The 24,117-nt window shown below is 71.3% G+C and carries 26 protein-coding genes; 15 read left to right on the plus strand and 11 right to left on the minus strand.

Going from position 1 to position 24,117, the window contains the following annotated elements; translation table 11 throughout:
* Window positions 1–102: 102 nt before the first annotated feature.
* Complete coding sequence (locus NLX83_RS35175; RefSeq protein ID WP_172806562.1) at window positions 103–768, minus strand: response regulator; 666 nt, start codon at window positions 766–768, stop codon at window positions 103–105.
* 327 nt (window positions 769–1,095) lie between these two features.
* Between NLX83_RS35175 and NLX83_RS35180 the strand changes: the two genes are divergently transcribed.
* Window positions 1,096–2,238 (plus strand): dipeptidase, encoded by a 1,143-nt coding sequence (locus NLX83_RS35180; RefSeq protein ID WP_254239630.1) that lies wholly within the window; start codon window positions 1,096–1,098, stop codon window positions 2,236–2,238.
* On the opposite strand, the gene NLX83_RS35185 is transcribed toward NLX83_RS35180, so the two are convergent.
* Window positions 2,235–2,792 carry a DUF3000 domain-containing protein gene (locus NLX83_RS35185; RefSeq protein WP_374118850.1) on the minus strand — a complete coding sequence of 186 codons (558 nt, stop codon included), beginning with the start codon at window positions 2,790–2,792 and terminating at the stop codon, window positions 2,235–2,237. The two genes, NLX83_RS35180 and NLX83_RS35185, sit on opposite strands and share 4 nt — an antisense overlap.
* An 87-nt stretch (window positions 2,793–2,879) precedes the next feature.
* On the opposite strand from NLX83_RS35185, the gene hemE reads away from it, so the two are divergent.
* Genes hemE through NLX83_RS35205 form a run of 4 tightly spaced genes read left to right on the plus strand, consistent with a single transcriptional unit; the run spans window position 2,880 to window position 6,718 of the window.
* Window positions 2,880–3,950 carry a uroporphyrinogen decarboxylase gene (hemE, locus tag NLX83_RS35190; protein WP_254239579.1) on the plus strand — a complete coding sequence of 357 codons (1,071 nt, stop codon included), beginning with the start codon at window positions 2,880–2,882 and terminating at the stop codon, window positions 3,948–3,950.
* A 7-nt stretch (window positions 3,951–3,957) separates the two neighbouring features.
* The gene (gene hemG / locus NLX83_RS35195) at window positions 3,958–5,388 is read left to right on the plus strand and encodes a protoporphyrinogen oxidase (RefSeq protein WP_254239580.1); all 1,431 of its coding nucleotides are present in this window, start codon (window positions 3,958–3,960) and stop codon (window positions 5,386–5,388) included.
* The gene (hemQ, locus tag NLX83_RS35200; RefSeq protein WP_254239581.1) at window positions 5,376–6,068 is read left to right on the plus strand and encodes a hydrogen peroxide-dependent heme synthase; all 693 of its coding nucleotides are present in this window, start codon (window positions 5,376–5,378) and stop codon (window positions 6,066–6,068) included. The genes hemG and hemQ overlap by 13 nt, the downstream gene beginning before the upstream one ends.
* Window positions 6,069–6,070: 2 nt before the next feature.
* Window positions 6,071–6,718, plus strand: coding sequence for a hypothetical protein (locus NLX83_RS35205; RefSeq protein ID WP_254239582.1), 648 nt, complete (start codon window positions 6,071–6,073; stop codon window positions 6,716–6,718).
* 149 nt (window positions 6,719–6,867) lie between these two features.
* Here NLX83_RS35205 and NLX83_RS35210 read toward each other — a convergent pair whose 3' ends face one another.
* The 7 genes from NLX83_RS35210 to NLX83_RS35240 form a co-directional block, all read right to left on the minus strand.
* Window positions 6,868–7,224, minus strand: coding sequence for a hypothetical protein (locus NLX83_RS35210; RefSeq protein ID WP_254239583.1), 357 nt, complete (start codon window positions 7,222–7,224; stop codon window positions 6,868–6,870).
* On the minus strand, window positions 7,221–8,027 hold the full coding sequence (locus NLX83_RS35215; protein WP_254239631.1) for a DUF692 domain-containing protein: 807 nt from the start codon (window positions 8,025–8,027) through the stop codon (window positions 7,221–7,223). Before NLX83_RS35215 ends, NLX83_RS35210 begins: the two co-directional genes overlap by 4 nt.
* A 5-nt stretch (window positions 8,028–8,032) precedes the next feature.
* Window positions 8,033–8,932 carry a TIGR04222 domain-containing membrane protein gene (locus NLX83_RS35220; protein WP_254239584.1) on the minus strand — a complete coding sequence of 300 codons (900 nt, stop codon included), beginning with the start codon at window positions 8,930–8,932 and terminating at the stop codon, window positions 8,033–8,035.
* On the minus strand, window positions 8,932–9,726 hold the full coding sequence (locus NLX83_RS35225; RefSeq protein WP_254239585.1) for a TIGR04222 domain-containing membrane protein: 795 nt from the start codon (window positions 9,724–9,726) through the stop codon (window positions 8,932–8,934). The genes NLX83_RS35220 and NLX83_RS35225 overlap by 1 nt, the downstream gene beginning before the upstream one ends.
* Window positions 9,727–9,866: 140 nt before the next feature.
* On the minus strand, window positions 9,867–10,838 hold the full coding sequence (locus tag NLX83_RS35230; protein WP_254239586.1) for a TIGR04222 domain-containing membrane protein: 972 nt from the start codon (window positions 10,836–10,838) through the stop codon (window positions 9,867–9,869).
* 121 nt (window positions 10,839–10,959) lie between these two features.
* The gene (msrB, locus tag NLX83_RS35235; RefSeq protein ID WP_254239587.1) at window positions 10,960–11,400 is read right to left on the minus strand and encodes a peptide-methionine (R)-S-oxide reductase MsrB; all 441 of its coding nucleotides are present in this window, start codon (window positions 11,398–11,400) and stop codon (window positions 10,960–10,962) included.
* A gap of 16 nt (window positions 11,401–11,416) precedes the next feature.
* Window positions 11,417–11,725, minus strand: coding sequence for a hypothetical protein (locus NLX83_RS35240; RefSeq protein WP_254239588.1), 309 nt, complete (start codon window positions 11,723–11,725; stop codon window positions 11,417–11,419).
* Window positions 11,726–11,826: 101 nt separating this feature from the next.
* Between NLX83_RS35240 and NLX83_RS35245 the strand changes: the two genes are divergently transcribed.
* From NLX83_RS35245 to ligD, 3 genes are all read left to right on the plus strand, one after another.
* The gene (locus NLX83_RS35245; protein WP_254239589.1) at window positions 11,827–12,513 is read left to right on the plus strand and encodes a GntR family transcriptional regulator; all 687 of its coding nucleotides are present in this window, start codon (window positions 11,827–11,829) and stop codon (window positions 12,511–12,513) included.
* 80 nt (window positions 12,514–12,593) lie between these two features.
* Entirely contained in the window at window positions 12,594–13,589 is a 996-nt protein-coding gene (locus tag NLX83_RS35250) for an alpha/beta hydrolase (protein WP_254239590.1), read from the plus strand.
* Window positions 13,590–13,617: 28 nt separating this feature from the next.
* Window positions 13,618–14,631, plus strand: coding sequence for a non-homologous end-joining DNA ligase (ligD, locus tag NLX83_RS35255; RefSeq protein WP_254239591.1), 1,014 nt, complete (start codon window positions 13,618–13,620; stop codon window positions 14,629–14,631).
* Window positions 14,632–14,920: 289 nt separating this feature from the next.
* On the opposite strand, the gene NLX83_RS35260 is transcribed toward ligD, so the two are convergent.
* Window positions 14,921–15,295, minus strand: coding sequence for a hypothetical protein (locus NLX83_RS35260; protein ID WP_254239592.1), 375 nt, complete (start codon window positions 15,293–15,295; stop codon window positions 14,921–14,923).
* Window positions 15,296–15,458: 163 nt separating this feature from the next.
* Here NLX83_RS35260 and NLX83_RS35265 point away from each other — a divergent pair, with 163 nt between their 5' ends.
* The 7 genes from NLX83_RS35265 (at window position 15,459) to NLX83_RS35295 (ending at window position 22,785) form a co-directional block, all read left to right on the plus strand.
* A complete protein-coding gene (locus NLX83_RS35265; protein WP_254239593.1) occupies window positions 15,459–16,217 on the plus strand; it encodes a S1 family peptidase in 759 nt (252 codons plus the stop codon).
* A 21-nt stretch (window positions 16,218–16,238) separates the two neighbouring features.
* Window positions 16,239–17,186 (plus strand): ribonuclease Z, encoded by a 948-nt coding sequence (locus NLX83_RS35270; protein ID WP_254239594.1) that lies wholly within the window; start codon window positions 16,239–16,241, stop codon window positions 17,184–17,186.
* 206 nt (window positions 17,187–17,392) lie between these two features.
* A complete protein-coding gene (locus tag NLX83_RS35275; RefSeq protein ID WP_254239595.1) occupies window positions 17,393–17,623 on the plus strand; it encodes a hypothetical protein in 231 nt (76 codons plus the stop codon).
* Between the two features lie 393 nt (window positions 17,624–18,016).
* The gene (locus NLX83_RS35280) at window positions 18,017–20,170 is read left to right on the plus strand and encodes an AfsR/SARP family transcriptional regulator (protein WP_254239596.1); all 2,154 of its coding nucleotides are present in this window, start codon (window positions 18,017–18,019) and stop codon (window positions 20,168–20,170) included.
* Window positions 20,171–20,182: 12 nt separating this feature from the next.
* Entirely contained in the window at window positions 20,183–20,923 is a 741-nt protein-coding gene (locus tag NLX83_RS35285; protein ID WP_254239597.1) for a thioesterase II family protein, read from the plus strand.
* Window positions 20,924–20,998: 75 nt separating this feature from the next.
* The gene (locus NLX83_RS35290; protein ID WP_254239598.1) at window positions 20,999–22,471 is read left to right on the plus strand and encodes an amidase family protein; all 1,473 of its coding nucleotides are present in this window, start codon (window positions 20,999–21,001) and stop codon (window positions 22,469–22,471) included.
* Between the two features lie 26 nt (window positions 22,472–22,497).
* Window positions 22,498–22,785 carry a hypothetical protein gene (locus tag NLX83_RS35295; RefSeq protein WP_254239599.1) on the plus strand — a complete coding sequence of 96 codons (288 nt, stop codon included), beginning with the start codon at window positions 22,498–22,500 and terminating at the stop codon, window positions 22,783–22,785.
* 208 nt (window positions 22,786–22,993) lie between these two features.
* Here the strand turns inward: NLX83_RS35295 and NLX83_RS35300 are convergent, their stop codons facing one another.
* Complete coding sequence (locus tag NLX83_RS35300) at window positions 22,994–23,917, minus strand: ornithine carbamoyltransferase (RefSeq protein WP_254239600.1); 924 nt, start codon at window positions 23,915–23,917, stop codon at window positions 22,994–22,996.
* Window positions 23,918–24,117: the final 200 nt, after the last annotated feature.

A 24,117-nucleotide genomic window follows, 5' to 3' on the forward strand; every position in this document is an offset into this window, starting at 1 on the left:
ACGCTACGAGGTCACGCCATCGTCCGACCCGGTACCGGGCACGCGCAGATCGCGATCACGTGCCCGGCCAGGCGTGTCTTGCCCTCCCCCTCGCCGAGGGGTTCAGCGGATCACGCCGGCCCGCATGGCCAGCGCAACCATCTGTGCTCTGTCACCGGTACCCAGCTTGCGCCCTATCCGCGACAGGTGAGACTTCACCGTGAGCGCCGACAGGTTGAGTGCCTCGCCGATCTCCTTGTTCGATCGGCCATCGGCAACCAGCTGCAGAACCTCGACCTCACGCGCGGAGAGTTCCCGCGGCGTGTTGTCCGTACCGGGAACCCGGGTACCGGCCGCGAGGACCGGAGCCACACTGGGATCGGCATAAACGCCGCCCTCGAGGACCCTGCGCACCCCATCGGTGACCACCATCGGTGAGGCCGACTTCAGCAGGTAGGCCTGTGCGCCTGCCTGGAAAGCGGCCCGTACCGCGTACGGGTCGTCAGAGGATGCCAGGACCACGATTCGAGGCCAGCCCTGGGCACGAAGCTCCGTGACCAGGTCGATGCCACTCCCGTCCGGGAGCCCGAGGTCGAGGATCGCGAGGTCGCACGGACCCGTGGCGAGCGCACGCGCCCTCGCCTCGGCCACCGATGCGGCCTCGTGCACCGTGCCGGCTCCCATCTGCATGAGTCGGGCCGCGATGGCCTCCCTCAGCAGTGGGTGGTCATCGACCACCAGCACCGAAAACAGCTCTTCCCGCGGGTGCGGGACCATGTTCGCCGGCATGGTGCCGGCTGGCGTGGTACGAACGGCCTGTCCTAAGCCGACGGCAGCCACGTCACTACCTCCCTGGAGTCGGTCGTGCCCCCCGACCGGCACCGGGACTTTCGACCGATCGGCCGCGCCACCGATCCACCGAAAGTGGTGTCGTCGGAGGCAGCGTAGCCGCCCGAGAGGGTAAGCGGGACGATCAATTGGGTATCTGTCCCGATCGGGTTGTGACTTTGCTGCGCTCTGATCACACGATCGGGGGTTCCCGGCGGGGGTGGTTAACGTCTCGCCGCGATCGAGCGAATACAAGGAGTTGTGGTGCTAACAGACCGGGCCCTGACGATGTCCAGAGAGGTCCTCCGGACCGCTCCGATCCTCGACGGCCACAACGATCTGCCGTGGGCCCTGCGCAAGATCGCGGGCGGGGATCCGGTCGCCGCGGCCTCGGTGCTGGACCTCCGCGTGGCGGGGACCGAGACGCACACCGACATCGCGCGGCTGCGGCGCGGCGGCGTCGGCGCGCAGTTCTGGTCGGTCTACGTGCCCTGCGGGTTCACCGGTCACAGCGCTGTGACGGCGGTGCTGGAGCAGGTCGAGCTGGTGCACGACCTCGCGGCCCGTTATCCCCAGGACCTCCGCATCGCCTATACCGCCCACGAGGTGGAGACGGCGATGGCGGACGGGAAGGTTGCATCCCTTCTCGGAGCGGAGGGCGGGCACTGTATCGCGGAATCGCTCGGGGCGCTCCGCGCGCTGTTCCGCCTGGGTGTGCGGTACATGACGCTCACCCACAACGACAACGTCCCGTGGGCCGACTCGGCCACCGACGAGCCCGCGGCGGGCGGCCTGACCGGCTTCGGCCGGGAGGTGGTCGGGGAGATGAACCGGCTGGGCATGCTGGTCGACCTGTCCCACGTGGCGCCGTCGACGATGCGCGACGCCCTGGACACCTCGGTCGCCCCGGTGATCTTCAGCCACTCCTCCTGCCGCGCGGTCGCCGACCACGTGCGCAACGTGCCCGACGACGTGCTGGCCCGGCTGGCGGGCAACGGCGGGGTCTGCATGGTCACCTTCGTGCCGAAGTTCGTCTCCGAGGAGCTGGCCGCCTGGGACGCCGACCTCAAGGCCGAGCTGGTGCGGGACGGCAAGGACCCCGAGGACGACGCGGTGTGGGCCGAGGGCAGGCTCGCCCGGGACGCCAGGATCGCCCGGCCCAAGGTCACCATCGAGACGATCGTCAAGCACGTGGAGCACGCCCGCGAGGTCGCCGGGATCGACCACATCGGCCTCGGCGGCGACTACGACGGGGTCAGCGAGCTGCCCGAGGGCCTTGAGGACGTTTCCGGGTACCCGGCACTGATCGCGGCGCTGCTGGAGCGCTCCTGGAGCCCGGAGGACTGCGCCAAGCTCGCCTCGCGCAATGCGCTGCGGGTCCTGCGCGACGCCGAACAGGTCGCCGCCCGCCTCCAGCGGACCCAGCTCTAGCAGTTGGCCTTCCGCTGGCCGAAGAGCGTCACGCCCGCGGGAGGAAGGCCCGCCGCGCTGGCCAGGAGTTCGCAGAACGCCTGGCCGTGCGCGGCGAGGCGGGTGTCCAGTGCGGTCCAGGAGCCGCGCAGTTCCAGGTCGTGGGTGTGGGTCGGCCCGGCGATGTCGCCGAAGCGGGCCGAGGAGGTCTGGGTGACGGTCCCGCCCAGCGCCGTCCAGTCCGCCCCGCAGGTCTCCAGGGCGTCGGTCAGCCAGGACCAGCCCACCTCGGGCAGCAGCGGGTCGCCCGCCAGCTCGGTGTCCAGCTCCGCGCGCACGAGGACGACCAGCCGGAGCACCCCGTCCCACGCCTGGGCTCCGTCGGGGTCGTGCAGCAGCACCAGCCTGCCCGTCGCCAGCTCGCCCGCGGGGCCATCGACCTCCGCGCTGAGCGCGTACGCCCAGGGCGCCAGGCGTTGCGGTGCCTTGACCTCACTGACGTCCATCTCGGGCCGCGGCTGCACCGACCGCAGTGCGGCCACCGCCTCCCGGAAAACCTCGGGCTCCGCCGATATCCCGGTCACCCGGCCGACTCTAGGGCGAGAGCGCGCACGACGGCCGTAGGCCACGCCGGTGACCGGGCGTGGGACCATAACGGGGCGATGACAACTCCAGTTGCGGTCTCCGCCCGCCGAGACCTTTCCCAGGCACCACTGCTGGTCGCCGCGCGTGGCGGCGCGCCGGCGCACACGCCCGTCTGGTTCATGCGCCAGGCGGGCCGCTCCCTCCCGGAGTACCGCGAGGTCCGCAAGGGCACCGCGATGCTGGAGGCGTGCATGACGCCGGACCTGGTCTGCGAGATCACCATGCAGCCGATCCGCAGGCACGGCGTGGACGCGGCGATCCTGTTCAGCGACATCGTGGTGCCGCTCGCGGCGGCGGGCATCGGCGTGGAGATCGTCGCCGGGGTGGGCCCGGTCGTCGCCGAGCCGGTGCGCACGGTCGCCGACGTCGAGGCGCTGCCGAAGCTCGCCCTCGACCAGGTCGCGCCGGTCGCGGACGCCGTGCGGCTGCTGACCGCCGAGCTGGGCGAGACGCCGCTCATCGGCTTCGCGGGCGCGCCGTTCACGCTGGCCTCCTACCTCATCGAGGGCGGACCGAGCCGCAACCACGAGCGCACCAAGGCTTTGATGCACTCCGACCCGCGGACCTGGCACGCGCTGCTGGGCGCGCTGGCGGAGATCGCCGCGACCTTCCTGCGCGCGCAGCTGGACGCCGGGGTGGACGCGGTGCAGCTGTTCGACTCCTGGGCGGGCGCGCTCTCGGAGCGGGACTACCGCGAGTTCGTGCTGCCGCACTCCGAGCGCGTGCTCGGCGAGCTGGCGGGCGCTGGCGTGCCGCGCGTGCACTTCGGGGTCGGCACCGGTGAGCTGCTGCCCGCGATGCGCGAGGCCGGGGCGGACGTGGTCGGCGTCGACTGGCGCATCCCGCTGGACGAGGCGGTCCGCCGCCTGGTCGCGGCGGCGCCGGAGCTGCCCGTGCCGGTGGTGCAGGGCAACCTCGACCCCGCGCTGCTCACCGCCGAGTGGGACGCGCTGGAGCGCGAGGTCCGCCGCATCCACGCCGAGGGCAAGGCGGCGCGCGGGCACATCTTCAACCTGGGCCACGGCGTGCTGCCGGACACCGATCCCACGGTGATCACCAGGGTCGTCGAGCTGATCCACTCGCTGTAGGTCGCGGATGCGTGTCGGGGTTGTCGGAGGCGGCGTCGCGGGGCTGACGGCCGCGTACGAGGTGCGGCGGCAGCTCGGCGACGCGGTGTCGATCACCGTCTTCGACCAGGCCGACCGGGTCGGCGGCAAGCTGCGCACGGTGGAGCTGGCCGGGCGGCGCGTCGACGTTGGCGCCGAGGCGTTCGTCAGTCGTCGGCCGGAGGCGTTCGACCTGGTCAACGAGCTGGGGTTGAACACAGAACTGGTGCACCCGACGACCGGGGTCGCGCCCGCCGTGCGCGCGGGTGGCCGGACGGTCGGCCTGCCGCCCAGGACGTTCCTCGGCGTACCGGCCGATCCGGCGAAGCTGTCCGCGGTGCTCTCGCCCGAGGGCGTCGCCCTGGCCATGGCCGAGGCGGAGCTGCCGCCGGTGGAGTGGGGCGACGGCGACGCGTCCGTGGGGCGGTTGCTGTCCGAGCGGTTCGGGCCCGAGGTGGTCCAGCGGCTCGTCGAACCGTTGCTCGGCGGGGTCTACGCGGGCCGAGCCGACGATCTGGGCGTGCGGGCCACGATGATCCCGCTGGCCGAGGCGCTCGACCGGGGCGCGACCTCGCTGACCGCCGCCGCGAACGCCGCTGTGGGCCCTCCGCCCGCGCCGGGCACCACCCGGCCGCCGGTGTTCGGCACGCTGCGCGAGGGGCTTGGCGGGCTCACCGACGCCCTCGCCGCGCATTCCGGGGCGGAGATCCGCGGGCGCACCACGGTCCGGGCGCTGCACCGCACTCCGGCGGGCTGGCGGGTGGAGACGGGCCCCGCGCCCTCGCCGGAGTTCTTCGAGTTCGACGCCGTGGTGGTCGCTGTCCCGAGTCCGGCCGCGCGCAAGCTGTTCGACCCCATCGCGCCTGAGGCCGCCGCGGCCTTCGCGCGGATCGACGTCGCGTCCATGGCGGTGATCTCGCTCGCGCTGCCGCCCGGTACTGAGCTGCCGAGGACGTCGGGCAACCTGATCGCGCTCGGCGAGCGGCACTCCGACGGCACGCCGTTCACGGCGAAGGCGTTCACGTACTCCAGCCGCAAGTGGTCGCACCTCGCGGGCGATGTGGTGCTCCTGCGGGCGTCCGTCGGTCGGTTCGGCGAGGTGGAGACGTTGCAGCGGGACGACTCCGAGCTGGTCACGGCCGTGCTCGCTGATCTTGCGGAGCTGTCCGGGGTCACGGCGAAGCCCGTGGACGTGGTGGTCCAGCGGTGGGGCGGAGGGCTGCCGCAGTACGGCGTCGGGCACATGAGCGCGGTCGCCGAGATCCGCCGCGCGGTCGCCGAGCTGCCGGGCCTGGCGGTGGCCGGGGCCACACTCGCGGGGGTGGGCGTGCCCGCGTGCGTCCTCACCGGCCGACAAGCCGCGACCCGGGTGGTCGAGCACCTTCGGGCCGGTGCGACCATGGATGCATGGCGCGCCTGAACTACAACGAGCTGAACGACACGATCCGCTACACGATGTGGTCGGTGTTCTCCTTCCCGGCCGGGCAGCTGTCAGGCCACGAGAAGGCCGCCGAGGAGGCTCAGCACTTCTTCGACGCCCTGGAGGACAAGGGCGACGTCGTGGTGCGCGGCGTCTACGACCTGGCGGGTCTGCGGGCCGACGCCGACTTCATGATCTGGTGGCACGCCGAGGAGATCGAGCCGCTCCAGGCCGCCTACACCGACTTCCGCCGCACCATGGTCGGCCGCGTGGCCAAGCCGGTGTGGAGCAACGTCGCGCTGCACCGCCCCGCCGAGTTCAACAAGAGCCACATCCCGGCCTTCCTCGCCGGTGAGGACCCGCGCCGCTACATCTGCGTCTATCCGTTCGTGCGGTCCTACGAGTGGTACCTGCTGCCGGACGAGGAGCGTCGCAAGATGCTCGCCGACCACGGCAAGGAGGCCCGGGACTACCCGGACGTCCGCGCCAACACGGTCGCGTCCTTCGCGCTCGGCGACTACGAGTGGATCCTGGCCTTCGAGGCGGACGAGCTGCACCGCATCGTCGACCTGATGCGGCACCTGCGCGGCACCGAGGCGCGGCGGCACGTGCGCGAGGAGATCCCGTTCTACACCGGCACCCGGACGCCGGTGCAGGAGCTGGTCCGCAACCTGCCCTGACGGTGAAGCCCTCCCCGCTGCAACGCGTGCCCGTCGTGGGGCTGGTCCTCGCCGCCCTGACGGGTTGGTGTGCCCGTCGCAGTCGCCGCGCGTTCCCGCGCGCGCTGTTCTGGGTGCTGAGCGTGCTGCTGGCGTGGTTCGGCGCCGCGGGGCTGGTCGCGTCCTGGTGGGTGCACGAGGCGTCGGAGCTGCGCCGCTGGCGCTGGCTGTCCGAGCTGCTTCCGTTGCGGCTGCGGCGTTATCTCATCGTCGCGCCGAGGGACATGGAGTTCGGCCCCGAACTGCGCGAGGTGACCGGCAGCGCACACGTCACGGTGGTGCGGCCGGAGTGCGAGTGGACTGTCCACAAAGGACTGGACGCCGTGCTCGTCGTGTTCGCCGCCGACGACCTGCCCGAGCCCGCGGACCGGGAGCGCTTCTTCGAGCAGGCGCGCAGGACGTTGCGCAAGGACGGGCGGATCGTGTTGGTGGAACAGCACCGCGGCCCCGCGACGACCGCGGTCTTCGGCCCCGTGGCATGGCGCCTTCCTCCGCGCACGGAGTGGGAGCGCGCCGCCACCGCCGCCGGTCTGCGCCTCGTCGCCTCGCGTCGCGTGACCCCCTTCGTCACCGGCTTGGCGTTCACCCCGCTCACCCACCCCCTCCGCTAACCCACGCGGCACTTCCCCCGTCTCTTAACGACATCCATCCCCAATGCCGCATTTGGGGCGCTCAGTGCCCTGAACGACCCGTTCAGGGAAACCAACGCCCCCAACGACCCGTTCAGGGCACTCAACGCCCCGAACGGGCCGTTCAGGGGTCAGGGGTGGGGTTTGCGGGACTTGAAGACTGTCCAACGTCGGCGGGGGCGGGGTTTGGGGAGGTGGTCACGTTCGTGGAGCCAGGTGGTGAAGGTTTCGGAGTCCGCGCGGTAACCGATGCCGGTGGGGCGCGGGTTTTCCTTGGCGTAGGCGTGGAAGAGGTCGCGGAAGCGGTCGCCAAGGGCTTCGGCTAGGTCGGGGCGGACGGACGCCATGACTCTGGTTCGCTTGGCTAGCAACGATCTTGATTGCAATGCCAGGCGCTCGGTGTCGAAGCCTTCGGGTGGTGTTCCGTCGGCTAGCAGTGCGCGCAGCAGTTCTGCCTGGGCAGCGGCGACGCGGTCGCGAGCAGTCATCGCGCGGCCTCTACCACGGTCCTGATGCTCGCCAGCTCCCCGGCCAGCTCGGCGTCGGTGGGGTAGGCGTCGTCGCGCTCCAACAGCACCCCCGGCGGCCGGACGCGCGCGCACAGCTCGCCGAGCAGTTCGAGCACCGGGGCGGGCACCGCGTGGGCGTGCGTGTCGTGGTAGGTCCCGTGCTCGTCGGCGCCGCCCGCCACGTGCACGTATGCCAAGCGCTCCAACGGGATCACGTCGAGGAACGCCTGCGCGTCCGTGCCCAGGTTGAGCGAGTTGGCGTGCAGGTTGGCCACGTCGACCAGCAGCCAGCAGTCGGTGCGCTCGACCAGCTCGGCCAGGAACTCGCCCTCGCCGAGGTCGGCGCCCGGCCACTCCAGCAGCGCCGCCACGTTCTCCAGCGCGAGCGGGACGGGCAGCGCTGCCTGGGCCTGCTTCACGTTGGCGCACAACACATCCAGCGCGTCGCGCGTGCGGGGGACCGGCATCAGGTGCCCCGCCTCCAAACCGCCCGCGCGGACGAACGCCACGTGATCGCTGACCAGCGGCGCGTCGACCAGCCCGGCGACCGCGCCCAGGTGCTCGACCTTGGCCATGTCCAGCGGATCCGCCCCGCCCAGGGACAGCGACACCGCGTGCGGGATCACCGGCGTGCCGCGCTCACGGAGCAGCCGGAGGGAGTCGGGGAGGTCGTGGGCGTGCAGGTTCTCCGCGACCACCTCGACGAAGTCCACGCCCGGCAGGCGCTCCACGGTCAGGTCGATCTCCGGGCGCCAGCCGATGCCGACGCCCAGCTCCGGGATCGCGCTCACGAGCTGCCTCCTCCACCGCCGCCACAACCGCCGCCGCCCCCGCCTCCGCCGCAGGAGGACCCACCGCCACTGCTGCTGCCGCAGGAGGACGAAGAACTCCCACAGGAACTGCCACTGCCGCAGGAGCTGCCGCCGCACGAGCTACCGCACGAGTATCCACCGCTGGCGGCGCAGGTGCTGCGGACCATGCCGCTGCCGGACTCGGAGGACGGCACGGAGCCCTTGCGGATCGCGGCCCGCGTGTCCGGCTGCGGGTGCGCGCCGATCCCGCCGAAGGTCACCACGGTGACCGCGAGGGGCTCGGCCAGCTCGGCCGACTCCACCGCGCGCTTGCCCGCTACCGTGCGCAGCGGCAGTTTCCACTGGAGCAGCACCATGCCGCCGACGACTCCGGTCATCGGCAGGAAGACGAGTTCCGGGTTGCCCGCGACGAACAGCATCGCGAACTCGAACAGGTGCACCATGATCGCGGGGTAGGCGCCCCGCCGCGCCCGCATCGACTCGGTGCGGGCGTTGGCGAGGCCGTCCCACGCCAGCCGGTCGCGGATCGCTTTCACCTGCGGCGAGCGGTGCAGCATGTTGTTCAGCCCGCGCAAGGAAAGCGGCCGCTCCGTGTGCTCCAGGACGAGCGCGTCGATCTCGTCGGCGCCGACCGCCCCCGGAATGGCCTGGAACTGCCCGGTGGTCCTGGACAGCCGCAGCGCCCCGGCCTCGTGCAGCCGCACCACTGACACCTCGACCACCCGGCGTGGTCCACCGGCGAGATAGGCGATGTCCACTGTGGTCAGCGAGCGGCCCGCCGTGTCGCGCACCGGCCGGTTCTGGATTCGGTGGCGCACAACGAAACCCCAGCCGATCGCCACCACAAGGAGCAGCAACCACATCGTGACGTCCATCAGTCTCCCCCTCCGCCGCCACCACTACACGCGGAATAGTTCCCGCCACCACCAGTCGAGCACGTGTGGATGTCGCGCTTCGACCGCTTCTGCCCCTTCGGCCGCGCGGTGGGGCGGATCTGCGGCACCTTGGCCCGACGGAGATCCTGCGCGTACAGCCGCAGGCTCTCATCCGGGAAGTGCTGGAATCCGTGCGACGCAACAGGTCCCGCCGCCGGATGGTCGAGCTTGGTCTCCTCGGCCAGGCGCGCGCCGGTCCTCGTCGCCGTACCCAACGGACGACAGACCAGCGCGAAGACCGCGATCGGCGGCAACACCAACGGAATCCAGACGGCGAACATCCCGAACACCGCGAGTGCGAGCAGGGGGAGAGCGTAGAGCACGGTCCGCTTCCGGTCCTGCGCGCCCGTGGCCAGGCCGTTCGCGATCAGCTTGTCCGCCAAGGGAAGCAGCCCGCCGCGCTTGATCACCCGAGCCGAGAGCGCCGCGACCGTGGCGGGGCTGCTCAACGGGGCCGCGGCCAGCACGGCTTCTTCGACCGAGCCTTCCGCGGTCGCGTTCTCCGTTCGCACCAACCCGCCGAGCCGCGTCGTGCGCAGCTGGCCGGCGTGCAGCAGCCGCGCGATCGCGGCTTCCGCGACGCGTTGCTGACCTCCGCGGAGGTAGGCGACGTCGTAGCCGGTCAGCTTGGTGTCCACAGTGGACTTGTGTAGCGCCGTGCGCCGCGCGCGGACGGCCAGCCAACTCAAAGCCACCAGGACTATGCCATACGTGACAAGGAGAACCGTGCTCATGTGCCCCCCTCTTGTGTCCCCAGTGGACACAGCGCCCCACTCGTGGTCTTCCCACGAGTGGGGCGCGTGCTCAATACGGTCGCGGCCGAGTCAGCAGCCGGGAACCACCCGATATCCACCCCCAGCAGGGGACATCGAGCTCACCCGCCGCCGCCTCCACCACAGCCGCCCCCGCCTCCGCAACCGCCTCCACCGCCACCGAAGCCGCTGCCACAGCTGCTCCCGCCACCGCTCGTGTACACGACACCGCCTGCCGCGTACGCGCTGTGGCCGGAGTAGGCATAGGAACCGTTGCGTCCACGGCTGGTCTGACGTCGCGGAGCCGCTTTCGGTTCACCCTTGATCGCGGCAATTCTGACGTCCTGGTCCGGGTAGGCGTCGAACCCGCGGACTGCGATCCGGCCGAGCCGGGGATCGCGCAGCGCCGCCGCGTCCAACCCCGGGACGTCCACGCTGGTGCCCGGCTCCTCGACGACCCGCCGCGCGGCGTCGGCCAGCTGCCTGCCCGCCCAGGTGACGGGCGGCAGCCGCCACGCGCGCAGCACCACGACGAACAGCGTCGTCAGCACGAGCAGCGTGGTCAGGTAGCCGACCGGGTAGCCACCGGCGACCCCGGTGAACCAGCGCAGCACGCCGACCACGCCCAGCAGGATCATCGGGACGACGCCAGCACGGGCACGGGATGGGGCGTCCTGATCGGTGACCAGACCGGCCTCGGCAAGGCGTTCCCGGATCGCCCGGACGCTCTTGTGGTTGTGCAGCAGGCGGTTCAGCCGGGCGATCGGCACCCGGGCGGCGCCCGCGGTCGCGGCCAGCACCGCGGCCTGCACCGGGTGCTCAGAGGTGGCGCCCTTGGCGGCCCGCACCCCACCCGCGGTGCGGGAGGTGTGCAGCTTGCCGGTCAGCAGCAGGCGGGCGGCGGCCAGTTCGGTGACGCGGGCGTCGGCGCCGGTGAGGAAGGCGACCTCGTCAAGCCCCAGCGGCCTGCCTGCCTCGCCGACGCCCCGCTGTGCCCGGCGGCGGGCCAGCAGCGCCCAGAGGACGGTGATCGCGAGCGCGGTGCCGTACAGCGCCAGGAATCCCGGTCCGGAGATGCCCCACGGTTCGTTCATCGCTTCCTCCAACCACGCGAAGGAAGCCATATCGTGCGAGCCCGGTCACATCAGTTCAAAGTCTTTTGAGCAAGGCTTAGGAGAGCTTTAGGGGAGCCTTGATCTAAGGCGGAACCGAGGTTCAGCTCTCGTCCGGCACCAGGCGCAGGCTGATCGAGTTGATGCAGTAGCGCTGGTCTGTCGGCGTCGGGAAGCCCTCGCCCTCGAAGACGTGCCCGAGGTGGCTGTGGCACCGCGAGCACAGTACCTCCACCCGGACCATGCCCAGACCGCGGTCCTCCCGCAGGATCACCCGGTCCCCGGCGAGCGGGGAGAAGAACGACGGCCAGCCGCAGTGCGACTCGAACTTCGTCTCACTGCGGAACAGCTCGGCGCCGCACGCCCGGCACTCGTAGACGCCCGTGGTCTTGGTGTCGGTGTACTCGCCGCGCCACGCGGGTTCGGTGCCTGCCTGGCGCAGCACCGCGTACTCGGCGGGGGTCAGCTGTTCCCGCCACTCCTGCTCGGACTTCACGACCTCGGCGCTGATGCTCGACCCCGCAAGCGGGTCTTCGGACTCCATGACGCCACGTTAACCCTCACAGCAGGCTGATGAGCGTGACCAGCGCGACCACGGCGGCGCTCACCAGCGCCAGGATGACCGTCCAGCTGACCACGACGGCGGAGAGCCTGCGGTGCCCCTCGCGCCGGTTCGCGGCTTCGGCGAAGTCGCCGACCTGGGTCAGGTAGCCCTCGACGGTGTAGGGCTTGGGCACCGACTGCACCCGGTCCAGGTGGGCGGCGAAGGCCTGGGCCTCGGGGTCGTCCGGGTCGAGGCCGATGAGGTCGTCGCGGAACCGCCCCTGCGGCTGGGCGGGGTTCTGGTCACCGGGCTCCTCGCGGCGCATGCGTCCACGGTAGCTGGCGATGCCCGAGGGAAGCTTGACAGTGCAAGGGCCGCGAGTTGAACTGTCAACAATTGCTGGCGGCCAGAAGTGGAGTGCCGAAGGTGTCCGACACGTCTGCCTCCGGCAACCCCCTGAACATCAGCCTGGCCGAGCGCACCCTCCAGGTCCTGCGGGAGATGGTGCTGACCGGCGAGATCCCGCCGGGCGCGCGGGTCAACGAGGTCGAGCTGGCCACCCGCTTCGGGATCAGCCGCGGCCCGGTCCGCGAGGCGATCCGGCACCTGACCAGCGAGGGACTGCTGGTGCTGCGGACCAACCGGGGCGCGTACGTGCCCAAGGCGGACGCGGACCAGGTGCACGCGCTGTTCGAGCTGCGGGTGGCCCTGGAGGGCGAGGCGTCCCGGTTCGCGGCGGTGCGGCGCACCCAAGAGGACCTCGTGGAGCTGCGCCGCCGCAGCGACAACGCGCGCGCGGGCTTCGAGTCCGGGCGGCGCTTCCCCTACCGGCTCGACCTGGACTTCCACGGCGCGCTGCTCCAGGCCGCGCGCAGCCCGTTGATCACGACGCAGGTGCACCTCGTGCAGCAGCAGGTGATCTTGCTGCGCACCACCACGCCGGTGGACCCGGCGCACTCCGCCGCCTCGCTGGACGACCACGACCGGCTCATCGAGGCGATCGAGGCCGGGGACCCCGAGCCGGCCGCGGAGGCGATGCGGGTGCACCTGCATCGCGTTCGTGACCAACTGTTGACCTACCTTGACCTGCCGGAACGCGCGTTCTTGGGCTGAGTGGGTGGTGCCGGGCGCTTCACCGAGCGCACCGCCCACAGTGGACCAACACTGGGGCTTCCCCGCCGAGGGAGGTCCCCATGCGCCGCCTGTTCGCCCTGCTCTGCGCCTGTGCCGTGGCGCTGCTCGTCCCGGTCCCGGCCGTCGCCGCCGAGCCGCACTGCCAGCCCTTCCAGCGCTCGGTGCCGGTCCTGCTCGGCAAGGCGCTGATGAGCGGGACGTTGTGCCGCCCCGACTTCGCGCACACCGTGGTCGTGCTGATCCCCGGCGCCACCTACAACCGCGCGTACTGGGATTTCCCGCACCGGCCGGAGGCGTACTCCTTCCGCAAGGCGCTGAACGCGGCCGGGTACGCCACGGCTGTCGTTGACCGGCTCGGCGCGGGGGAGAGCTCCCGGCCGCTCGGCACGCAGGTCACCACGCCGGTGCAGGTGGGCGCGGTGCGCGAGGTCGTGCGGGCGCTGCGGGCGGCGGAGATCGACGGGACGGCTTTCGACCGGGTCGTCCTCGCCGGACACGCACTCGGCGCCACGATCGCGATCGGCGCGGCGGGGGTGGCGGACGCGCTGCTCGTGACCGGGCTGGCCCACCAGGCGAACGCCGGCGCGCTGGCGGAGCTGGTCGCCGGACTGGCCCCCGCCGCGAAGGACGCCCTGCTCGGCCCGCGCGGCTACGACCCGACCTACCTGACCACGAAGCCGGGTGTGCGAGGGCAGCTCTTCCACGCGCTCGGTGCGGACCCCGAGGTGGTCAAGGCGGACGAGGCCACGAAGGACGTCGTGCTCCCGACCGAGGCGGTCGACGCGGTGGGCCTGGCCTTCGTCGGCGCGCAGTCCGCGCTCGTGAAGGTGCCCGTGCTGACCGCGCTCGGCGGCTCCGACCGGTACATGTGCGGTGTGAACTGCCTCGGGCTGGCCGCGGCGGAGCGCCCGTTCTACCCGGCAGCGCCGTGCGTCGAGGGCTACGTGCTGCCGGACGCGGGGCACGCGATGGCGCTGAGCACCAAGGCTCCGGAGTTCCACCGCGCGGCCACGGCGTGGCTCGGCCGGATCGTCGCGGGTGCGGTGAGGTGCTGATGTCGGTGCGCGTGCTTACCATCGCCCGGTGGCCAAGCAGCAGCCGTGGGAGACGCGGGTAGGCGAGCGAACGGTGCGGGTGTCCAGCCCGGACAAGATGTACTTCCCCGAGCGCGGGATCACCAAGCGCCAGGTCGTCGAGTACTACATCGCGGTGGCCGATCCACTGCTGAAGGTGCTGCGCGACCGGCCGACGACGCTCAAGCGCTTCCTGGACGGCGTGACCGGGGAATCCTTCTACGCCAAGCGGATTCCGAAGGGCGCGCCCGACTGGGTGGAGACCGTCCGGATCACCTTCCCCTCCGGGCGGCCCGCCGACGAGGTCTGCCCGACCGAGCCCGCGGTGATCGCGTGGGCGGCGAACCTGGGCACCTTCGACTTCCACCCGTGGCCGGTGCGCAGGCCGCGCGTGGATCACCCGGACGAACTGCGGATCGACCTCGATCCCCAGCCCGGCACGGACTTCGCCGACGCGGTCCGGGTCGCGGGCGTGCTGCGCGAGGTGCTGGCGGAGGCCGGGCTGACCGGCTACCCGAAGACCTCCGGCGGGCGCGGTATCCACGTGCTGGTGCGCATCCGGCCCGAGTGGGACTTCATCGCCGTGCGGCACGCGGTGATCGCGATCGCCCGCGAGGTGGAGCGCCGGATGCCGGGCGAGGCAACGGTGTCGTGGTGGAAGGAGGAGCGCGGTGAGCGCGTGTTCCTCGACTTCAACCAGGCGGCGCGGGACCGGACGGTGGCTTCGGCGTGGTCGGTGCGGGGCACTCCGCGCGCGACTGTGTCGATGCCGCTGGACTGGGCTGATCTGTCCACTGTGGACCCCAACGACTTCGATGTGCTGACGGTGCCGGGAATCCTGGCCGCGCGCGGTGACGCGCACGTGGCCATCGACGACGAGGCGTTCGGCATCGAGACGGCACTGGAGTGGTACGAGCGGGACGCGCGCGCCGGGCAGGGGGAGATGCCGTACCCGCCGGACTACCCGAAGATGCCCGGCGAGCCCAAGCGCGTGCAGCCGTCGAAGGCCCGCGCCGACGATTGACCTTGGAACGTGTGCGGGTGACCTTGACTCGTCGCCCTGTCGTGCCCAAACTAGCTGGCGAAACGCGTTTGAAAGGTTTCATTCCGGCCGGGTGCGGAAGGGAGTCCGGTATGACGCTGACTCAGGAGGACCTCCCAGCCGGGTTCGCCGGTCTTCAAGTACCCCGCACCCCCGCTCCAGACATCGCAAACCGCACCTAACCCGCAAGGTCCGGTAGGGGGTTAGGTGCGGTTTGCGGTGGTTTTGGGCGGGGTGGGTGGTACTTGAAGACGGGTCAACCCCGGCTGGGTCAGAGGTCGGGGAGCGGATCGGGCGGGAGGGCGTAGTCGCCCGCGAGCTCGGCGTCGGCGGCGCACACCACGGCCACGTACTCGTCGTCGAACTCCATCACCAGGTCGCCCAGCGTGATCGTGGGGCCCGCTCCCGTCTCCACCGGGCCCAGCTCCGTCGTCCTGGGGTGCTCCGCCCACACCGACTCCGGCCGGTCGTGGCTGAACGGGCTGCACGCCAGCACGACGACCTTGCGCTCGGTCACCGCGACGATCACCCCGAACGAACCGCCGTAGCGGTCGGCCGACGCCATGGCGGGGAAGAGGTAGTGCAACGCCTCGTTCGGGGGCAGGAAAGCCCGGCAGCGCTGGCGGACGGCGGAGGACAACGGCATGCCGCACCTTGTCTGGGTCGTAGGGGCCTGAGGCGAAGTGTCGCCGCTCTCCGGGCGAATCACAAGGATGTCGTGCACCTCGCTCGTTCGAGTCGTTCTCCGGCGCGGAGGGTTTGTCCGCGCCACCACGTGCCGATGCGAACGGTGAGCCGAGGAGGTCGCCATGCGTCGAATCGCCGCCGTGCTGCTCGCCGTGCTCAGCCTCGCCGCGCCGTCGTCACCGACGTCACCGCCGTCCACTCCGGACATCGTCGGGGGCAGCCCGGCCAGCGCGGAGTCGCACCCATGGCTGGTCGGGCTGCTCGACGTGAACGGGACCTTCTTCTGCGGTGGCACGCTCGTCAGCCCGGTCAAGGTGATCACGGCGGCGCACTGCATCGGCCGGAAGCGGCCGGCGGACCTCAAGGTCGTGCAGGGGCGCACTCAGATGGCGGGCAGCTCCGGCCGCGTGCTGAAGGTGGTCTCGGCCTGGCAGCACCCCGCGTTCCGCACGGTCGTCGAGGGCGACGACATCGCGGTGCTCACGCTGGCCGAGCCCGCCTTCGTGCTGCCGCTGACCCCGGCGTCGCCGCAGGACGTGCTCGCGTACTGGCCGGGCCTGCCCGCGACGGTCTTCGGCTGGGGCAGGGTCTTCGAGTCCGGGCCGGTGTCCACGGTGCTGCTCAGCGTCGCGGTCCCGGTCGTGGACGACGTGACGTGCAAGGCCGCCTATCCCGTCTACAACCCGCAGAAGATGGTGTGCGCCGGGCGTCCGCAGGGCGGCGCGGACGCGTGCCAGGGCGACTCCGGCGGGCCGCTCGTGGTGGGCGACCGGCTGATCGGCGTGGTCTCGTGGGGCGAGGGCTGCGGGTTGCCGGGCAAGCCGGGGGTGTACTCGCGGGTGTCCGCGTACCAACCGCTTATCCAGCAGCAGCTGACCTAGCGGTTGATCTAACCTCGCCGGGTGTCCTCCCGAGAGCTCGTGGTGCTGGGAACCGCCAGCCAGGTGCCGACCCGTCAGCGAGCGCAGAACGGTTACCTGCTGCGGTGGGACGGCGTGGGCCTGCTGTTCGACCCGGGCGAGGGCACCCAGCGGCAGATGCTGCTCGCCGGGGTGGCGGCAAGCGAGATCAGCCGGATCTGCCTGACCCACTTCCACGGCGACCACTGCCTCGGCGTGCCGGGGATCGTGCAGCGCCTGTCGCTGGACCGCGTCGCGCACCCGGTGCACGCGCACTACCCGGCCTCCGGTCGGGAGTACTTCCGGCGGCTGCGCAACGCGACGGCCTTCTACGAGGTCGCCGATCTGCGCGAGGAGCCGGTGCACGACGACGGGCCCATCGCGACCTTGTCAACGCTCGATCCCGCAAGCGGATCTTCGGTGGACTTCGGCACGCTGTCGGCGCGGCGGCTGGAGCACTCCGTGGAGTCCTTCGGCTACCGGCTCACCGAGCCCGACGGCCGTCGGATGCTGCCGGACCGCCTCGCCGCAGCGGGCATCTCCGGCCGGCACGTGCGCGAGGTGCAGCGCGCCGGGTTCGTCGCGGTGGACGGGCGGCGGGTGGAACTCGCCGACGTGAGCGAGGCGCGCCCGGGGCAGAGCTTCGCCTTCGTCATGGACACCAGGCTCTGCGACGGCGTCTTCGCGCTCGCGGATGGGGTGGACATGCTCGTGATCGAGTCGACCTTCCTGGCCCCGGAGGCGGAGCTGGCCCGGCACGTCGGTCACCTCACCGCGGCCGACGCCGGGCGGGTGGCCGCGGAGTGCGGGGTGCGGACCCTGGTGCTGACGCACTTCTCCCAGCGCTATCCCGACCCCCGGCGCTTTCACGAGGAGGCGGCCGCGGTCTTCGGCGGGGAAATCGTGGTGGCCGAGGACCTGAGCACGGTACCGATGCCGAAGCGCAGGTGAGCGTCGTTTATCGGAGGCCCCTCCGCTTGCGCCCGGTGCTTTCAGCCGTGCCTATATAGCATTGCCTTTTCGTTCCGTTATCGCCCGCTTATCCCCGGCGGCTCCGCCAAGGCTGTCCCGGGAGCGCCATTGACGATATCTATACGAAAATGGCCGCCCTTAGCATCGCGCCCGTATGTGTTCTGCCTGGACTGAGGGACGACAGGGTGGCCTTGAACCGTCGAGTGGGGCGTTTCGCCGCGGCTGTCGCCGGAGGAGGCGTTGTGTGGGGCATCGGGCACGTGCTCAGCGCGTGGCGGCGCGGGGACGAGGCGCTGGAGGAGAGCCGCAGGCTGGCCGAGCGGCAGGCGGTCGCCCAGGACCGGCTCAGCCAGGAGCTCGCCGAGATCAACGGCCGGGTGGCGGCCATTCAGAGACTCTTGGAAGACTCCGTCTAGATCGAACTCTCGAAATCCCCGGTGCCTCCTTCTGGCTGTACCCGCTGGGCCTGACGCCTCCCCGTGCATGTACACCCATCGATGGACAGGCAAAAATAGCATCGTCGATGTGTTCGGAATATTGGATGTCGCTGAACGCTGAACGTCGGCCTCCAGTGGTGTGATATCGATAGAGCGAAGGCGCAATATGACGTTGTCTCGCGGGACGCACGGGGCGATGTCATAAACGGAGAGTGACTGGATACTCCGGAAGAGCGAAGATGCAGGGTCCGGCATCCTCGGCTTCGCACCGTGGTCATGTGCTCGCCGCATGGCGTCGGCACCATCGTTCACACATCAGCATGGGTATCCCTGGAATCTGGGGGTTCAATGGGCACCCGCTTTGTATTCAGCATGCTCGGACCATTGGAGGTCCGGGCAGGCGAAACCGTTGTCCCGATCAGCGGCCAGCGGCAGCGCACCGTCCTGGCCATGCTGCTGCTCGCGCCCGGCCGGGTCGTGTCGGTGGACAGCCTCGTCAACGCGGTCTGGGACGGCGCGCCGCCCGCGACCGGGCGGACGCAGATCGCCATCTGCGTCGCCGGTCTGCGCAAGGCGTTCCGGGTGGCCGGCTGCGGTGACGACCTGATCATCACCAGCTCGCCCGGGTACAAGCTGCTCGCCGAGGACCACGTGATCGACGCGGTCCGGTTCGAGCAGGAGTGCGCCGCCGCCGAACAGGACGCGCGGCAGGGCCGGACCGAGCAGGCCGCCGAGGGGATGCGCGAGGCGCTCGCGCTCTGGCGGGGCCAGGTGCTGGCCGGGATCTCCGGTCAGGAGGTGGAGTCCGAGGCGGCGCGGCTGGAGGAGCTGCGGCTGTCGGCCTACGAGCGGCGCACCTCGCTGCGGCTGGAGCTGGGGCAGCACCGCGAGCTGATCGGCGAGCTGACCGCGCTCGTGCGCGACTACCCGCTGCGGGAGCAGGCGCGCGCGTGCCTGATGCTGGCGCAGTACCGCTCGGGCAGGCGGGCCGAGGCGCTGGAGACCTTCCGCTCGGGCAGGCGGCAGTTCATCGAGGAGTTCGGCATGGAGCCGGGTCCCGCGCTGCAGGGCCTGCACCGGGCGATCCTCAACGACGACGCCGACCTGGCGCTGCCCGCGGTCGGCCAGGTTCGGCAGGAGCCCTCGGCGCACGCGGTGCCCGCCCAGCTGCCGTCGAGCGGCGCGCGGTTCACCGGGCGGGACGCCGAACTGTCCACTTTGGACGGACTGATCGGCGGGAGCGGTCCCTCCGTCGCCTTCGTCACCGGCGCCGCCGGGGTCGGCAAGACCGAGCTGGCGCTGCGCTGGGCCCGCCGCGTCGCCGAGGAGTTCCCGGACGGCCAGCTCTTCGTCGACCTGCACGGCTACGACCGGGACACCGAACAGGCCCGGCCCGCCGACGCGCTCGCGGGATTCCTGCGGGCGTACGGGGTCGCCGACGCGATGATCCCGGCCGACCCCGGCGAGCGCTCGGCGCTCTACCGCAGCCTGCTCGACGGCAAGCGGACGCTGATCGTGCTGGACAACGCCGCCTCCTTCGCGCAGGTGCGCCCGTTGCTGCCGGGCACCGGCGACAACGTCGTGCTGGTGACCGGGCGGGACCAGCTCGGGGAACTGCTCGGCGAGCACGGCGCGCTGCGGTTGCGGCTGACCGGGCTCAGCCGCGGCGAGTCGGTCGAACTGCTCGGCGGAGCGGCCGCGCCCGAGGGCGAGGCCGAGGTGGTCGCGGCCAGGCGCCTCGCCGAGCTGTGCGGTGGCCTGCCGCTGGCGCTGAACGTGGCCGCGTCGCGGCTCGCGGCCAAACCGCACTGGAGCCTGGCGCACCTGACGCGGTTGGTCGAGGACGAGGACCGGCGGATGGACGAGCTCAGCCCCGGCGGGCGCGGCGTGCGGGCCAGCTTCGACGCCAGCTACCGGCGGCTCTCGCCGTCGGCGGCCACGCTGTACGCGCGGCTGGGCCTGCTGGACGTCCCGGACTTCGCCGCGTGGGTCGGTGCCGCGGTGCTGGACAGCGGGCTCGTCGAGGCCGAATTGTTGATGGAGGAGCTGGTCGACGCGCAGCTGCTGGAGGTCGCCGTGGCGGCCGACGGTGCGATGCGCTACCGGTTCCACCCGCTTTTCCGTTGCCACGCAAGGGAAAAGGCGATGCTCGAACAGGGGGCCGACGTGGTCGCCACGGCCTGTCAGCGCGCGTTCGGCGCCTGGGTGGTGCTGGCGATGACCGCGCTGGGCCAGGCGCCGCAGGACGTTCCGTGCGGACTCGACCCGCGCGAGCTGGTCGGTGACCCCGCGAGCTGGTTCGAGACCGAACGGGCCTCGGTCGTCGCCGTGATCGAGCAGGCGCTGCGGATGGGCTTGGTGCTGCTGGCGCTGGACCTCGCGACGGCGGCGTGGCAGCTGCTGGCGAACGAGAAGCCGATGCCGCTCAACCCGGCGCTGGAGCTGCCTTCGGCCGAGGGCGCGATCCGGCTCCAGTCGCGGGAGAAGCGGTGGATCACCAAGCTCATGGGCGAACTGGCCAGCTGAGAGGACGAGGGAATGACCAGTGCATGGTTCCGCGGCTATCGGCCGGTGGCCCAGCCACGGGCGCGGCTGGTGTGCTTCGCCCACGCGGGCGGCGGTCCGAGCGCGTTCCGGTCCTGGCACGACGGGCTTCCCGCCGATGTCGAGGTGCTCGGCGTGCGCTACCCCGGAAGGCAGGACCGGCTCGCTGAGGACTGCGTCGCGGAGATGCACCCGCTCGCCGACGCGATCGCGAGCGCGATAACTCCGTTGCTGGACAAGCCTTTGGTGTTCTTCGGCCACAGCATGGGCGCCTGGGTCGCTTACGAGGTCGCGTTGCGGCTGCGCCGGGACCACGGCTTCTCCCTCGATCAGTTGCTCGTCTCCGGCCAGGTGCCGCCGCACCGTCGCGAGCCCGGCGGCGACGATCCCGGTACCGACGCCGTGATCGCGGAGGTGCAGCGGCTCGGCGGATACGACGCGCAGCTGTTCGAGGACCCGGAGCTGCGCGAGCTGGTCCTGCCCGCGATCCTGGCCGACTTCTCGTTGGTGCGCACCTATGCGGGCGATCCGCTCGCCGTCGTCGACGCGCCCGTGGTGGCGTACTTCGGCGAGCAGGACGAGGACGCGCGGCCCGAGGAGGTCCGGGCGTGGGCCGAGCGGACCACCGCGGGCTACGCCCAGCGCAGCTTCCCCGGCGGGCACTTCTACCTGGCCGAGCACGAGGCGGAGCTGCTGCGCGAGATCTCGGCCCGGCTGGCCCCCGCGCACGCTTGACGCGGCGATAACGAGACGAAAAACCGGCTCTCTACCGTCTGTTTCGACCACGATCACCGACAGGAGGGCCTACCGGTGTCAGCCAGCGCGGTGACGGACGCACTTGAGGAAGCCACGCTCGCCGAGCTGCGCGGCCGGATGGCGGCGAACGAGCTGAGCGCGCTCGACCTCACGCGGTACTACCTGGAGCGGATCGAGCGGTACAACCCCGAGCTGCGCGCGGTGATCGAGGTCAACCCCGACGCGGAGAACGAGGCGCGGCGGCTCGACGCGGCAGGAGTCCGGGGCCCGCTGCACGGGATTCCCGTGCTGCTCAAGGACAACATCGACACCGCGGACGCGATGCACACGACGAGCGGTTCGACCGCTCTGCTCGGTTCGCGCCCCGCGCAGGACGCCACGGTCGCGGCGAAGCTGCGCGCGGCCGGTGCGATCCTGTTGGGCAAGGCCAACAAGACGTCCTGGATCATCGGCGCCGCCGGGTGGAGCGCTCGGGGCGGACAGTGCCGAAACCCTTACCAGCTCGACCATTCGCCGCACGGCTCCAGCTCCGGCTCGGCCGTCGGCGTCGCGGCGAACCTGTGCGCGGCGGCGTTGGGAACGGAGACCGTCGGCTCGATCCTGGGGCCCGCGTCGGCGAACTGCGTGGTGGGCTTCAAACCCACCGTCGGGTTGACCAGCCGCGCGGGCATGATCCCGGCGATCAGGAGCTTCGACTCCATCGGCCCGCTGTGCCGCACGGTCGCCGACGCCGCGCTCGTCCTGTCCGCCATCGCCGGGGTGGACCCCCGCGACAGCGCGACCGCGGGCGCGACCGTGCACACCGACTACACGAAGTTCCTTGTGCCGGAAGGACTTCGCGGCGCGCGCATCGGTGTGCCGCGCTCGGTCTTCTTCGGCTACAGCGCGGAAGCCGACGCGATCACCGAGCACGCGATCGAGGTCATGCGCGCGGCGGGTGCTGAGATCGTGGACAACACCGAGATCGCCACCGCCGCGCAGCTGACCACGCACCCGGCCATCGGCATGGTGGTGATCCAGGAGACCAAGTACCACCTGGAGCGCTACCTCGCCGACACCCCGGGCGACCACCCGAAGAGCATCGCCGAACTCGTGGAGTTCAACCGCAGCAATGCTTCCGTCGAACTCGTCCACTTCGGACAGGGCTCGCTGGAGATGCTCGCCGGGTTCGGCGACGTCGACCTGGACTCCCCGGCCTACCACGAGGCGCTCGCGACCGTGCGGTCCCTCGCGGGCGTCGACGAGGTGCTGCGCCAGCACGGCCTCGACGCGCTCGTGATGCCCACGTGCCCGCCCGCGTGGCCGATCGACCTGGTCGAGGGCGACCCCGAGCCGCGCGGCGCCGCGGTTCCCGCCGGGGTGGCCGGGTATCCGGCGGTGAGCGTGCCCGCGGGCTTCGCGGACGGGCTGCCGGTCGGGATCACCTTCACCGGCACCGCGTGGAGCGAGCCCACCCTGTTCCGCCTCGCCAACGGTTTCGAGCAGGCGCTCCCGGTGCGCAGGGCGCCTCGCCTGGCAGAGCGCTGATCCGCTGATCGGGAGGAGTCACGCCGGTGTCCGCACCCCCGCAGGTTGACCGTGGTTCCGTGCTCGCCGAGGTCCTCGGCCGCGAGCTGGCCGTGCTGCGCGCGACCGCCGACCGCGCCGATCCGGTGGAGGAGACGGTGTTGAGCCTCGTCGAGTGCGCGGCGCTCGCGGCGGAAGCGGTGCGGGAACTGCGGTCCGGTGTTCCGGCTTCACGGTCGGCCGAGCTGCTGGAAGAGGTGCTGGCGACCGCGCGGGCCGCGGTGCTGACCGCCTCGCACGCGGTGATCGAGTCACGCGGCGGACTCCGCTCGTAACCCCCTGGCCCTAGTCGCCCTCCCGGACCCACGTCCGTTTTCCTGTTTCGTACTCATAGCGGCCTATGGGAGCGCTCTATTTCCCGCTATGAGTACGAAACGGGATTGGTTTGGACCACGCGCGCCCGGGGATGAGGGGTACGGGGCGTGGAGGGCATGGGAGAAGTCTAGCTGGGGATGGAAATGCGGGGTGCCTTTGTGGTGGACGTCAGGCGATGCACCATTCGAGGACGGCCTTCGCGCTGTGGAACTTCGCCTCGGCCTGGTCGAAGGCGATGGAGCGGGGGCCGTCGAGCACTCCGGCGCTGACCTCTTCGCCGCGGTGCGCGGGCAGGTCGTGCATGAACACCGCGCCGGGACTGGTCGCCAGCACGGACTCGTCCACGTGGAACGGCGCGAAGATCGTCCGCCAGTCGGGGTCGTTCTTCGACGTGCCGGTCGTCTGCCAGCGCGTGGTGTAGACGACGTCCACAGGGGACGGTAGGTCGAGCACGTCGTGCCGCTCGGAGATCAGCGATCCGCTCTGCGCCGCGTAGTGCTTGGCCTGCACCAGGATCTCCGGTTCCAGGCCGAAGCCGGCGGGCGTGCGCAGGTGCAGCTCGGTGCCGGGGTAGCGGGTCAGGCCGAGCGCCAGTGCGGCGGCGGTGTTGTTGCCCTCGCCCAGGTAGAGCACGCGCAGTCCGTCGACGGAGCCGAAGTGGGCGGCCATGGTGGTGAGGTCGGCCAGCGCCTGGGTCGGGTGCTCGCGCGCGCTCATCGCGTTGACCACGGACATCCGGTCCTGGGCGGCGAGCGCGCGCAGTTCCTCGGTGGTTCCGGCGGTCCTGGCGACCAGGCCGTCGAGCATGCGGGACATCACCTCGGCGGTGTCCTCGATCGTCTCGCCCGTGTTGAGCTGCAGGTCGTCGGGGCCGTAGCTGATGATCCGCGCGCCGAGCCGGAGCGCGGCGGAGGAGAACGCGGTCCTGGTGCGCGTGGAGGTCTTGCGGAAGTAGACGCCGAGAACCGTGCCGGACAAGGGTTCCCCGGTCGCGACGCCTTTCACGTGCTCGACGCCCCGCGCGACGATCCGGCGCAGATCCGCGTCGGACAGGTCGGCGAGGGAGATCAGGTGCTTGCGCGTCGGGGTCATCTGCTCCGCTCCTGGCTTCGCGCGGGGAAGGGACCGCCAAGGTAACCGCGGGGCATATCGAACCGGCATCGCACGGCCACTGCCTCGGAAAATGCGGCAATAACGGGACGAAATTGCTGGTCTATAGCCTCCCTTTCAACGGTGGAGAACTCTGGTTCCCGACCGTGGTGCGGTTTTCGGTCTACACGGGAGTCGGTAAC

It is taken from the genome of Allokutzneria sp. A3M-2-11 16, from assembly GCF_024213555.1.
Classification (GTDB): Bacteria; Actinomycetota; Actinomycetes; order Mycobacteriales; family Pseudonocardiaceae; genus Allokutzneria.